Raw genomic sequence first — 12,924 nt, 5'->3', positions numbered from 1 at the left:
AAACTATCGGAAACAAAGGTATTGTGAAAAGTTTTTTGAGACACTTTGGTACTGTCTACTTGACAGAAGCAGGTGTAGGATCTCACGGACGTTTGAAATAAAAATCCAGTATCTTTTGTCCATGATACCCACTCTCTACGTTTGAAGCAACACACGATTAAAGAAAATAATGAAGTATTCCCGCTTATCAAGGAATATGAGGCCAATCAAAGTAAAGAACTGCTAGAAAAGATTCGGGTAGCAAATGGTGGATTAGAAGATGAACATAACGCTGTAGGAAATCTGTTGAAAGAAATGAGAATCATTACTGGTGATTTCTTACCGCCAGCAGATGCATGTGGTTCTTATCAAATCACATATGCGTGCTTAGCAGAATCAGAAGAGGATACGTTCCAACGCATTCATTTAGAAAATAATATATTATTTTCACGTCTATAGTTTGAACTATAAATAATAAAACAAGGCTCCAGAGTTCCAGAGCCTTGTTTTATTTTATATGATTCCAAGTGTTGTTAAGAACACAATAATAATCGTTATCGGAACTAACCAGCGTATAAGTTGGTACCATACGTGATACGTGTTAATCCCAAATTGACCTCCAGCTAGAAATTCTTGTTGTACTAAAGTTCGATCCATTTTAAATCCGACAAATAAAGCGATGAACAAACACCCACCCGGTAGCATAATATTACTAACAAGGAAATCTGTAGCATCAAATACGGTCAAACCGAAAATTGTGAAATCACTAAGTATATTGGAAGAAAGTGCAGCTGGAATACCAGCGATGAATACTAATAGAGTTGAAATACTTGCTACTTTTCTACGCGAACGGTTTTTATTCATAAATGCTGCTGTTATAATTTCAAGCATGCTAAAGGAAGAAGTGAAGACCGCAAATGAAAACAACCATAAGAATAAGCTCAAGAACAATTCACCAAATGGCATGCTGCTAAAAGCTTCTGGTAATACGATAAACAATAACCCAGGTCCTTCTGCTGGCTCCAATCCAAATGCAAATACAACAGGGAAGATAGCTAGTCCAGCAAACAAGGAAACTAAAATATTCATAATCGAAACAGAACCAGCTGATACTGGTAAACTTACATCCTTACCTAAATAGGAACTATATGTTACCATAACCGAAATTCCAACTGCTAAGGAAAAGAATGATTGTCCTAATGCATATAAAATGTTTTCCTGATTTAATTTTGAAAAATCAGGTTCAAGGAAAAAGCGGATACCTTCTATAGCACCTTCAAACGTGACAGCGCGAATCACTAATATGATAAAAAAGATAAATAATAGCGGCATTAATATTTTACTAGCCTTTTCTATTCCATCTTGAATTCCGAAAGAAACAACTATCATATTGATTAGAAGAAATAGTGCAAAACCTAAGAGGGTAACCCATGGAGTGCCTGTGATTTGGGAGAAAAGTTCATTATAATTAGCGCCTTCTTGAACAATAAGTCCAGGAATAGACAAAATACTATATATGAGAACCCATCCACCAACGACACAATAAAATGACATAAGTAAAAAAGCCCCAACAACTCCCCAGTGACCAATATATTTAGAAATACCATTTGGTAAAAGCTTTTTATAGGCACGAACAGCTTCCGTACCAGCCCCCCTACCAATAATGAATTCTGCAATTAGAATAGGTAATCCAATAATGATGGTAAAAGCGATAAATAATAAGAAAAATGCTCCTCCGCCATTAGTACCGGTCATATATGGAAACTTCCAAATTGCACCAAGGCCTATGGCAGCACCAGCAGATGAAAGGATAAATCCTAAACGTGATGTCCATTGTTGTTTTTTCTGCATGAAACTATGTCCTCTCTTTTGTATATCTCTGCTTTACAATTCTATAAGTATAACATAAGCATATCCATGTAAACAAATGTTCTTAAACAATTGGCCTTTTAATAAAATATAGTGTCAGATGAATTTAGAAGTAGTATGAGTCTCTCTTTAAAAAAGGGAAAGGGGATGCTTATATGTCAGTTTCTTTAGATACGAACAAATTAAAGAACTACATCAACGGAAAATGGGTGGAGGTGAAAGAAACAGTAGCTGTTATTAATCCAGCGAACGGTAAAGAGATTGTTCAAGTTCCATTATCCGGTCAAGATTCGGTAAATGATGCTGTTTTTGCGGCAAAGAACGCTCAAAAAGAATGGGCACTTGTACCAGCTCCACAACGTGCACAATTTTTATATCGAGTTGGTCATTTATTAGAAGAAAGAAAAGAACATTTATCTAAACTGCTAACGATGGAAAACGGAAAAGTAATTGAAGAGGCAAGGGGAGAAGTGCAGGAAGGAATCGATATGGCCTTTTATATGGCAGGAGAAGGTAGAAGGATGTTTGGACAGACGACCCCGGCAGAACTAAAAAGTAAGTTTGCTATGAGTCAGCGGGTTCCAGTTGGAGTAGTTGGGATAATTACCCCTTGGAATTTTCCGATTGCAATCGCAACATGGAAATCATTCCCGGCAATTGTTGCTGGAAATGCAGTAGTATGGAAGCCAGCTTCGGAAACGCCAATTATGGCTTATGAACTCGCTAAAATTTTTGAAGAAGCTGGTCTACCAAAAGGAGTAATAAATGTTGTTTTTGGTAGTGGAGCGACTGTTGGAAATGCGATGGTCCATCACGACGATATTCGAGTGATTTCGTTTACAGGATCTAATGATGTCGGTAGAAATATTGCGGCTGATTGTGGTAGACAACTAAAAAAGGTTTCACTAGAGATGGGGGGAAAAAATGCAGTAATCGTTATGGATGATGCTGACCTAGATTTAGCGGTCGAGGGAATATTGTGGAGCGCCTATGGAACAAGTGGGCAGCGTTGTACAGCATGTAGCCGTGTTATTGTGCATGAAGCAGTAAAAGAGCAGCTTGAGAAAAAGTTATTAGTAAAAATGAAAGAATTAACAATTGGCAATGGTTTAGATGAAAACATAAAAGTTGGTCCTATCATTAATCAGGCAGGTATGAATAAAATTAAAGATTATATCGAGATTGGTAAAAAGGAAGGTGCCAGATTAGTCGAAGGTGGATATGAATTAAGCGGCTCTGGTTTTGAGGGTGGATTTTTCTTTGCTCCAACTTTGTTTACAGATGCTAAACCAGATATGAGAATAGCGCAGGAAGAAATCTTTGGTCCGGTTGTTTCGTTAATTCCTGTCCAAAGTCTAGAAGAGGCGATTGAGGTTAATAACGGGGTGTCATTTGGTCTATCAAGTTCTATTTTTACTCAAGATGTAAATCGTGTATTTCAAGCACAACGTGATTTAGATACTGGTATCGTGTACGTGAATGCAGGAACAACTGGAGCGGAAATTCATTTACCATTCGGCGGTACAAAAGGAACGGGAAATGGTCATCGTGATTCAGGTGTTCAGGCACTGGACGTGTTTACAGAATGGAAGGCGGTTTATGTGGATTATAGTGGTAAATTACAACGTGCCCAAATTGACGTAGACTAATGAAGACACTTAGAAAACTTGACATTCGCATGCTTTTAGCGAATGTCTTAGTTGCACTTATGCAGGGGGTACCTGCCAATGAAAGTAAACAACTTTTGAGATACTGGAGGTAACCGTATGAAAGTTGGTGTATTGGGATCTGGGTTAATGGGGAAAGAAGTGGTAAGAGATTTAGTAACGAGTCCGAATGTTTCAGCTGTTGGTTTGGCTGACGTGGATTTAGATCGTGCTCAAAAGGTATGTGAACAACTTGAATCGGCTAAACTAACCGCCTATCAAGTTGATGCGAATAATCTTAATGAATTAGAGAATTTCATGAAACAGTTTGATGTGATTATTAATGCATTATTTTATACTTTTAATGAAACAGTTGCTAAGACGGCTATTAAAGTAGGGGTAAATTCTGTTGATTTAGGAGGACACATCGGTCATATAACGGATAAAGTATTAAAATTAGCTGAGGAAGCCAAAAAAGCTAAAATTACAATCATTCCGGATCTAGGTGTTGCTCCTGGCATGATCAATATTTTATCTGGCTATGGGGGTAGTAAACTAGATAACGTTAGGTCTATTAAACTATTTGTTGGTGGAATTCCATTAAGACCAGAGCCTCCATTTCAGTATAATCATGTATTTTCCATGGAAGGCGTTTTTGATCATTATACAGACCCATCCTTTATTATACGAAATGGCGTGAAACAAGAGATTCCTTCCTTATCTGAAGTAGAGGAAATTCATTTTGAAAAATTTGGACCTTTAGAAGCCTTTCATACTTCGGGGGGGACATCTACTCTGTCGATTTCATTTCCTAACCTAGAGGAATTAGAATATAAAACCATACGCTACCCAGGCCATGCAGAAAAATTTAAGTTTTTGATTGATTTAAATTTAACGCGTAAAGGCTTTAAAGTAGATATCAACGGAATGAAGGTAAGTCCGAGAGAAGTATTTTTAAAAGTGCTGGATCCAATCGTAGAATTAGGAGAAAAAGACGATGTTGTATTACTTCGGGTTATTGTCTCAGGTTTAAAAGACGGGAAACCTTGCAAACGTCAATATGAAATGGTGACCTATAAAGAAAAGAAAACAACAGCAATGGCTCGCGCTACTGCTAATACGATTTCTGTTGTTGCACAAATGATAGGAAATGGAACGATCAAGGATAAAGGCGTTCTACCTCCAGAGCAAATAGTTCCTGGGGATTTGTATATAAAAGAAATGGCAAAACGTGGAGTAAATATAAAAGAGTGCTAATGCTGATAGAATGTGACTGCTAGAATGTAACCTGCTATGTGAAGCAGGTTTTTTAATGTTGTTCGTTTCGAATATAATAAAGAAGACTTCTTACTGCCCATTTAGGTGGAATAAAAAAAGGCCATTTCAAATGTTTTGAAATGGCTTACATCTGTTGGAACAGACCTATAAAGGAATGTGAACAGACTAGGCAGTAACTTATTCGTAGGTTTTAACCGTGAATGAACACGGTTGATTAATTAGTATTATAAAGCAAAGTAAAACATTTGTAAACGATTTCTATCGTTAATTTCTAAATATTTTTTATTATGATTAAAAAAACAGTTCATGCATTAAAAAAATACATGAACTGAAGAGGATTATTTTGCAGCCTTTTGTAATTTTGTAATCATTTGTAAAGAACGACCTGTTCCAATTGCAACTGATTCTAGTGGACTAGGTGCAATATGAACGGGAACATTGATTACTGTAGACAACCATTTTTGTATTCCATTTAATAATGCTCCGCCACCAGTTAGAACAATACCGTGGTCTACGATGTCTCCACTTAGTTCAGGTGGGCAATCTTCTAATGTTGCACGGATTGTATCAAGGATTTGTTCTAGAGATTCTTTAAGAGCAGAGTGAATTTCTTTAGATGAGATTGTAATGGTTTTTGGTAACCCCGTAACCATATCACGTCCACGAACCTCCATATTTACTTCTTCATGATCCGAATCTGCATGGCCAATCTCCATTTTAATACTTTCAGCAGTACGTTCCCCAATTAAAATGTTGTAATGTTTGCGAATGTGAAGAATGATTTCTTCATCCAAACGATCGCCTGCTACACGTACTGAATTACAAGCAACTACACCCCCGAATGAGATAATTCCAACCTCGGTTGTACCTCCACCAATGTCAACAACCACACTTGCAGTAGGTTCATCAACCGGTAAGTCAGCACCAATTGCTGCAGCAACTGGTTCTTCTATTAAATGTACATTCTTTGCACCGTAACTAGTGACTGCATTGTGGATTGCGCGTCTCTCCACAGAAGTACTTCCAGATGGAGTACAGACTACAACAATAGGTTTCCTCGTAGAAATTCCTGCTTTTTTGCTTACCTTTTTTAAGAGAACTTTTAACATTTGCGCGGTTACGTCATAATCCGCAATAACGCCATCTTTTAAGGGGCGGATAGGTACGATGTTTTGAGGAGTTTTTCCGATCATTTCTTTTGCCTCAGCCCCAACGGCTACGACTTGTTTTGTATTTATGTCAATTGCCACAACAGATGGCTCATTTAGTACGATACCTTTTGATTTTGAATAGATCAGGATGTTAGCTGTTCCTAAATCAATTCCAATTTCAGCATTTGAAAACATTTAAGTTCCTCCAATGAAGTCAGACTTTATATAGTAATACTTCTAATTCTACTTTTTTATGGGGGTTGTATAATAGTTTTAATTTTTCCCTTTAATAGATTTTAGAAACTTCCTATATATATCTAATAGTGAAAAGCATATTAATAAAAATAATCCGAAATAGAGAACAAATCAAGTGACAATTTGTTTACAAAAAAGGTGGTTTTGTAACAAATGACGCCATTAAAAAAAGTGTCAACATTAATATTATGGAAAATTTTGTAGGAAGAAGCATCCCTATCCATTTATTCTAAATCAAGGATTTTTCAGTTTGATGGATAAATCAAGGTTTTCTCTTTTTTTATGAATCTAGTTTATTTTAAATCTCTCATTTGGAAATTAGAGCCAAAATTATTACAAAAAACCTGTGCTATGATGATTTTGTAAGTCACACGAGGGCTTTTCAAAAATAAAAACCAAAAGGAGAGAACATATATATGTTTAAGAAGGTAGGTATTGTAACAGCACTATCGGCTGCAATTATCTTTGGGGGAGCATTTGATTCCGCAGATGCACATGCAGATACAAACGCTAATGCAAATAGTTCATATAAAGTTTATTACTCTATTAATGGAGAACAAGTTAACCTAAACAATAAAAATCTAGATCAAGCTAAGATTCACGATTTAGTTCAGAAAGCAATGAACAAGTATAAGATAAACTGTAATGACAACAATCAACAACCAACAAAAGAGAATAAAGCAGATCAACCGGAAAAAGAAGTAGAAAAGCCAGCCGAAAATAAAGCTGACCAACCAGCAAAAGAAGTAGAAAAACCTGCTGAAAATAAAGCAGATCAACCAGCAAAAGAAGTAGAAAAACCAGCTGATAATAAAGTACAACAACCAACGAAGGAAACTCAAAAACCAGCTGAAAAAGAAGCTACAAAAGAACAAGGTAATCAATTAAGCCAATTTGAACAAGAAGTAGTTACTTTAACAAACCAAGAAAGAGCAAAACATGGTTTAGCAGCACTAAAAGTAGATAATGAATTGAGTAAAGTAGCTCGTGAAAAATCTCGTGATATGGCAGCGAATGGATACTTTGATCATAATAGCCCAACTTACGGTTCACCATTTGATATGATGAAGAAATTCGGCGTTAGCTACAGTACTGCAGGTGAAAACATTGCCAAAGGTCAACGTACTCCAGCAGAAGTGGTAAATGCTTGGATGAACAGTGAAGGTCACCGTGCTAATATCCTTAACGGAAACTTTACACACATCGGTGTGGGTTATGTAGAAAATGGTAACCTTTGGACACAACAATTTATTGGTAAATAAGACTGGAACAAAACTTTTTTAAAACAAATAAACAGCATGAAATCGAATGGATAAACATTTGGTTTCGTGCTGTTTTTTTCATCTGCTATTCAAGAAAAATTCTACAACGGAATGATAATGATGGCTTTTCCTAATGGAGTATGTGAGTAATCAGTACCTTCATTAGCGATATAAGAAAACTTTTAACTGATAGCTCTTATCTATAGTAGCTAATAACACATCTTCCAGTACAACATTATGATTTGTTTTTAATGCTGATAGCAGCCAGCTTTCCTCCTTTCCGGCTTGCTGTAGGACAGATTTTTCTATATTCCCCTCTCTTATAACAACTTTTGGAAAATCAAAAGGCTTCGTTAAAATATTTAAATCCCCCCGAGTAATAGCCTGATAATTAGGACTAACAAAAAATGAAATCGTTCCATTAGGCTCCCATAAAGCTAACGAGAGCTTTTTAAGGTCATCAATATTTTCTTTTCTGGCTTCTGATAATATGTAATCCACTGAAATTCTTGCCTTTGCTAAGTTTTTATAAACAAATTGTCCATTTTTAATTAATGGCATTGGATTTGGTAAAACAAATTTTCTTATATATTTTGATTTTAATACGATGAAAACACTTGATACATATAAAATGACAAGTGAACCCATCGTAATCATAGCTCCTTTTAAGCCTAATCCTTCGTCAGATAAAGGGTGGGCGATTATGTTACCAATAATCACTGCAATCGCAAAATCAAGTAAATTAAGCTGTGAAATGGAGCGCTGTCCCATTAATTTTGTGATAATAAGCATAAAAAAATAGCTTACTACTGCCCTCAAAACCCATTGCATGGCCGTAAGTGTTTCTTGACCGTGAAAAAAATCCATCTGATCTTCTCCCTTCGGACAAAAATGAATGATAAAGATATTGATAATATGCCCAAAAAGTAGTTGTCTAATATCTGTTTAATCAGGTTGATTAATAAGCTTCAGATCAACTAGCTTCGGGGAATCCTTTCCAATGGTTTGGTAACTGCAATTATATTTACAGGTTTAAGTCCACTTATCAAACTCGGAATGATAATCAAGTCTAGGAATGTTGAAGTCCCATTCTCAATTCAAAGTAATTCAAAAGTTTTTGCGTTTATAGTAGCATGTATGGAAGGGGCTTATCGTACGTTTAAAGGAAAAGGGAATGCAAGGTTTTCTACAAGGGGTGATTGAACATGTGTGGCAGGTATACGTTGCTTAAAGATGAACTAGAGATTCTTGAAGAATTTGATATCGATGAACCAATTGATTCCTATCAACCTAGTTATAATATCGCTCCTGGTCAAAATGTATTAGCTATTATTCATGATGGAAAGAAAAAGCGAGCGGGATATTTGCGCTGGGGATTAGTTCCGTCATGGGCGAAGGATGAAAAAATAGGGTATAAAATGATAAATGCAAGAAGCGAAACTGCACATGAAAAACCGAGTTTTAAAAAATTAATGTCACAAAAACGATGTCTTATTGTAGCAGACAGTTTTTATGAATGGAAAAAGGTAGATGGTGAAAAGCAACCAAAGCGAATTCAAGTAAAAGACAGGAACATTTTCACATTTGCCGGTCTTTGGGATAAGTGGGTGCAGGACGATAAGGTCTTATTTACATGTACAATCCTTACAAAAGAGGCTAATACATTTATGCGAAATATTCATCATCGGATGCCAGTTATTTTACCAAAAGAGAAGGAAAATGAATGGATTTCACCTATTAAATTTCATCCCGAACAAGCGCATGAATTTATACATTCAATAGAGATGGAAGAATTGACAGCTTATAATGTAGGTTCTTATGTGAATGCTGCAATAAATAATGATGAAATGTGTATTCAACCAATTACATAAGTTTAAAAACAAATGCCAAGTTTTTTAAGGAGAACTTCTGGAAAAATGGATTAATATTGCTTATGATAGGAATAGTTGATTATAATAACAATAGTTGTAAAATAGGTGATTAAATGATACGTGTTTTATTTGTTTGTTTAGGGAATATATGTAGATCGCCAATGGCAGAGGCTATTTTTAGAGACATGGTTTGTAAAGAAAACTTGGCCGATAAAATTGAAGTGGATTCTGGGGGTCTAGGTGAGTGGCACATTGGTAAAGCACCACACAAAGGTACGAGAGATATATTAGATAGTAAGAATATCTCGTACGAAGGCATGGTTGCGAGAAAAGTAAATGTACATGACTTTGAGGATTTTGATTATATTATTGCAATGGATGATCAAAATATGAAAGGTTTAAAGGATTTAGGAAATGCTAATAACCATAAGGCAACCACTGGAAAATTAATGGACTTTATAGAGAATCCTAAAGAAAAAAATGTGCCGGATCCTTACTTTACTGGGAATTTTGATTACGCTTATGAGTTAGTGTTAGAGGGTTGCACCCAATTATTAAACTATATTAAAATGGAACATTCATTGTAAAAGGAGAGATTACTTATGGGTAAAGCTAGATTGATTACAGGAGTGGTTGCAGGTGCAACAGTTGGAGCTATTGTTGCATTACTTGATAAGGATACGAGAGAATATGCAAAAACACATTTGAATTCAGTAAAATCTTGTTCTTCTCATTATATTAAGAATCCATCTGAAGCAGTTCAAACATTCCGTACAACAGTTGATCGTTGGAATGAAACATTAACTAGTGGGGCGGATAATGCAATTAACGCTTTAGAGCAAGTTGAAGAAACAATAAATAAGTTTACGAATAATAAATAGTGGGTAATTTACATAATGTAAAGGGAAGGGAATCGGCGAAAAGCCGATTTTTTTCTGAATAAAGAAAAGTTCCTTTGAAAATAGGAGAGAGGAAATTGGGTAATTTAATCATTATGGGTAAGCAGTTGGGTAAACGCATGGATGATGTGGATGTTTTTGGATTGGCCGCACAACTAGCTTATTTCTTCTTACTTTCGCTTTTCCCGTTTTTACTGTTTTTACTTAACTTAATCGGATATCTTCCAATTAATGTGGAATCGGTTATGGAAATCATGGACTTTTACGCTCCGGACGAGATTATGACATTAATTGAATCGAATTTAGATCAATTATTGGGCCAAACAAATGGAGGGTTACTTTCAATCGGGATTATCGGGACCTTATGGGCTGCTTCTAACGCCATTAATGCTATTATGAAAGCTTTTAACCGTGCCTATGATATCGATGAAGACCGTTCTTTCTTTGTAACAAGGCTAATTGCAATTGTTTTAACAATTGCAATGGTATTAGTTATCGTTGTTTCCTTACTACTCCCTGTATTTGGTCAAATTATTGGTGAATACATTTTTGCATTTGTTGGATTATCGGATAGCTTTTTACAATTGTGGCACACATTAAGATGGGTGTTATCTACCGTTATATTTTTTATCGTATTACTTTTCTTATATAAATTAGCCCCGAATAAACATATTTCTTTTGGAGAAGCAATTTGGGGAACGATTATTGGTACGATTGCATGGCAAGTTGTATCCTATGGTTTTTCTTTTTATGTAAGTACGTTTGCAAATTATTCCGTTAAATACGGAAGTCTAGGTGCAATTATTATTTTAATGATTTGGTTTTATCTACTTGGCGCGATTATTATTATAGGCGGAATTATTAACTCTGTCATTAGTGAGTTTAAGAAAGAAAGAGGAACATTTTTTTAATCATTACAGCATCATAAATTACAGAAGGCATTCGTTATCATAAACGGATGTCTTTTTTAATGATTTGGTGGATTAACCATGTTGATGCTGTTACAATATAATACGGATAACAAATTATAACAAAGGGGAGATTAGGATGAATAAATTTAAAGGTAGTTTAATTTTGTTGTTCGTTTTGTGTATTACCATTTTATCTGCTTGTGGTGATACAGAAAAGGCGTCTGACGATAAGGTGTGGGAGAAAATTCAAGATACGGGAAAAATAGTTGTCGGGACATCCGGAACTTTAATTGCTTCCTCTTATTATGATGAAGATGAAAATTTAACAGGTTATGATGTTGAAATAATGCGTGAAGTCGGTAAGCGCTTAGGGTTAGATGTTTCTTTTGAAATAATGGGAATCGATAGTATGCTTCCAGCAATTAAGAGTGGAAGAATCGATATGGCAGCGAATGACATTGAAATTACAGATAAACGAAAAGAAGAATTTAATTTTAGTGAACCATATAAGTATTCTTATACAACGATGGCTGTAAGAAAAGAAGATAATTCTGGAATTGAATCATTGGAAGATTTAAAAGGAAAAAAAGCTGGTGGTGGAGCAACTACGATTTATAGTCAAATTGCAGAACGTTTCGGAGCGGAAGTAGTTACATACGGAAATGCACCAAATGAGGCATACTTAAGAGATGTAGATAACGGTAGAACGGATGTTGTTATAAACGATTACTTCTTAACTAAATTTGGTGTAGCAGCATTCCCTGACTTCGAAATTCATTTACATCCGACATTGAAGTTCCACCCAACAGAACAAGGCGTTATTTTACCTAAAGATGCAGATCGAGTTACAGAAGAAATTAATAAAGCCTTAAATGAAATGCGTGAAGACGGAACATTATCGAAATTAGCAAATCAATTTTACAAAGAAGATGCCTCCCAAAAACCAGAGGGAGAAATTGAGGAAATTGAAGGGTTAGATCTGTAAGGAGAGTACAATGAATGTGAATGGCTTTGATTTTGAAGGATTATTTGATGTAGAACTAGCGATACGGAGCTTGCCTTTTGTTTTAGAAGGATTACCTATGACGATTCTAATTTCGGTAGTAGGAATGGGAATTGGGTTAGTCCTTGGTCTATTTTTAGCGCTTGCTAGAGGTTCAAATATGAGGGGGTTACGCTGGCCCGCACGTTTATATATATCATTTATGAGAGGAACTCCGATGCTTGTTTTCTTATTTATTTTATATTTTGGATTACCAGTTGTAGGGATGAAATTAAATGCAATTAGTGCAGCTATATTAGGGTTCGGCTTAAATAGTGCTGCTTATATCGCTGAAATCAATCGTTCCTCTTTAAGCTCTGTAGATCAAGGGCAATGGGAAGCTGCTAGGTCATTAGGGTTAAGTTACGGAACGACATTACGATCGATTATTTTGCCCCAGGCTGTTCGTATAGCGGTTCCGCCTCTAACCAATGTGTTTATGGATGTTGTGAAGGCAACATCATTAGCAGCTGTCATCACTGTACCGGAGCTTTTTCAAAAAACACAAATCGTTGCCGGTAGAGAGTTTGATGCCATGACGATGTATATATTAGTTGCGCTTATTTATTGGCCTATATGTATCTTAATTGGTTACATGCAGGAAAGATTAGAAAGTCATTATAGTAAGTATGTTTAATGAACAAAAGCGGAAGCGCCCTGTCGCCTGTCCTTGACATGGTCTTCCTTATGGCGAGATTTATTAAGCTGAATTTTTATACCCTTTTACAAGACCAAATCTTGAGTGATTTGGTCTTATTTTA

At 35.8% G+C, this 12,924-nt stretch carries 13 protein-coding genes; 10 read left to right on the top strand and 3 right to left on the bottom strand.

Features of this window, described 5'->3' with window-relative positions:
- The first annotated feature begins 141 nt into the window (after positions 1-141).
- The gene (locus KM885_RS13630) at positions 142-438 is read left to right on the top strand and encodes a hemerythrin domain-containing protein (protein WP_060668442.1); all 297 of its coding nucleotides are present in this window, start codon (positions 142-144) and stop codon (positions 436-438) included.
- A 54-nt stretch (positions 439-492) separates the two neighbouring features.
- Here the strand turns inward: KM885_RS13630 and KM885_RS13625 are convergent, their stop codons facing one another.
- Positions 493-1,830 carry a sodium-dependent transporter gene (locus KM885_RS13625; protein ID WP_145523826.1) on the bottom strand — a complete coding sequence of 446 codons (1,338 nt, stop codon included), beginning with the start codon at positions 1,828-1,830 and terminating at the stop codon, positions 493-495.
- A gap of 173 nt (positions 1,831-2,003) precedes the next feature.
- Here KM885_RS13625 and KM885_RS13620 point away from each other — a divergent pair, with 173 nt between their 5' ends.
- On the top strand, positions 2,004-3,497 hold the full coding sequence (locus KM885_RS13620) for an aldehyde dehydrogenase family protein (protein WP_204798679.1): 1,494 nt from the start codon (positions 2,004-2,006) through the stop codon (positions 3,495-3,497).
- A gap of 117 nt (positions 3,498-3,614) precedes the next feature.
- A complete protein-coding gene (locus tag KM885_RS13615) occupies positions 3,615-4,751 on the top strand; it encodes a saccharopine dehydrogenase family protein (protein ID WP_204798680.1) in 1,137 nt (378 codons plus the stop codon).
- Positions 4,752-5,110: 359 nt separating this feature from the next.
- On the opposite strand, the gene mreBH is transcribed toward KM885_RS13615, so the two are convergent.
- Entirely contained in the window at positions 5,111-6,118 is a 1,008-nt protein-coding gene (gene mreBH, locus KM885_RS13610; RefSeq protein ID WP_145523828.1) for a rod-share determining protein MreBH, read from the bottom strand.
- 476 nt (positions 6,119-6,594) lie between these two features.
- Here mreBH and KM885_RS13605 point away from each other — a divergent pair, with 476 nt between their 5' ends.
- Entirely contained in the window at positions 6,595-7,440 is an 846-nt protein-coding gene (locus KM885_RS13605; protein WP_060668440.1) for a CAP domain-containing protein, read from the top strand.
- 162 nt (positions 7,441-7,602) lie between these two features.
- On the opposite strand, the gene KM885_RS13600 is transcribed toward KM885_RS13605, so the two are convergent.
- Complete coding sequence (locus KM885_RS13600) at positions 7,603-8,307, bottom strand: DUF421 domain-containing protein (protein WP_047185711.1); 705 nt, start codon at positions 8,305-8,307, stop codon at positions 7,603-7,605.
- A gap of 338 nt (positions 8,308-8,645) precedes the next feature.
- Between KM885_RS13600 and KM885_RS13595 the strand changes: the two genes are divergently transcribed.
- The 6 genes from KM885_RS13595 to KM885_RS13570 all read left to right on the top strand — a co-directional run bounded on the left by KM885_RS13595 (position 8,646) and on the right by KM885_RS13570 (position 12,800).
- Positions 8,646-9,311 (top strand): SOS response-associated peptidase, encoded by a 666-nt coding sequence (locus KM885_RS13595; RefSeq protein ID WP_216884158.1) that lies wholly within the window; start codon positions 8,646-8,648, stop codon positions 9,309-9,311.
- A gap of 113 nt (positions 9,312-9,424) precedes the next feature.
- Positions 9,425-9,898, top strand: a complete 474-nt coding sequence (locus KM885_RS13590) for a low molecular weight protein-tyrosine-phosphatase (protein ID WP_047185709.1) — start codon at positions 9,425-9,427, stop codon at positions 9,896-9,898.
- A gap of 15 nt (positions 9,899-9,913) precedes the next feature.
- Positions 9,914-10,192, top strand: coding sequence for a YtxH domain-containing protein (locus KM885_RS13585; protein ID WP_047185708.1), 279 nt, complete (start codon positions 9,914-9,916; stop codon positions 10,190-10,192).
- A gap of 95 nt (positions 10,193-10,287) precedes the next feature.
- The gene (locus KM885_RS13580) at positions 10,288-11,121 is read left to right on the top strand and encodes a YihY/virulence factor BrkB family protein (protein WP_216884157.1); all 834 of its coding nucleotides are present in this window, start codon (positions 10,288-10,290) and stop codon (positions 11,119-11,121) included.
- Positions 11,122-11,257: 136 nt separating this feature from the next.
- Positions 11,258-12,106 (top strand): transporter substrate-binding domain-containing protein, encoded by an 849-nt coding sequence (locus KM885_RS13575; protein WP_216884156.1) that lies wholly within the window; start codon positions 11,258-11,260, stop codon positions 12,104-12,106.
- Positions 12,107-12,116: 10 nt separating this feature from the next.
- Positions 12,117-12,800, top strand: coding sequence for an amino acid ABC transporter permease (locus tag KM885_RS13570; protein WP_060668435.1), 684 nt, complete (start codon positions 12,117-12,119; stop codon positions 12,798-12,800).
- Positions 12,801-12,924 lie beyond the last annotated feature (124 nt).

The sequence above is a fragment of the Oceanobacillus caeni genome, from assembly GCF_019037185.1.
Classification (GTDB): domain Bacteria; phylum Bacillota; class Bacilli; order Bacillales; family Amphibacillaceae; genus Oceanobacillus; species Oceanobacillus caeni.
The sequence above is the reverse complement of the archived record's forward strand: the minus strand, read 5'-3'. Positions and strand labels throughout refer to the sequence as shown.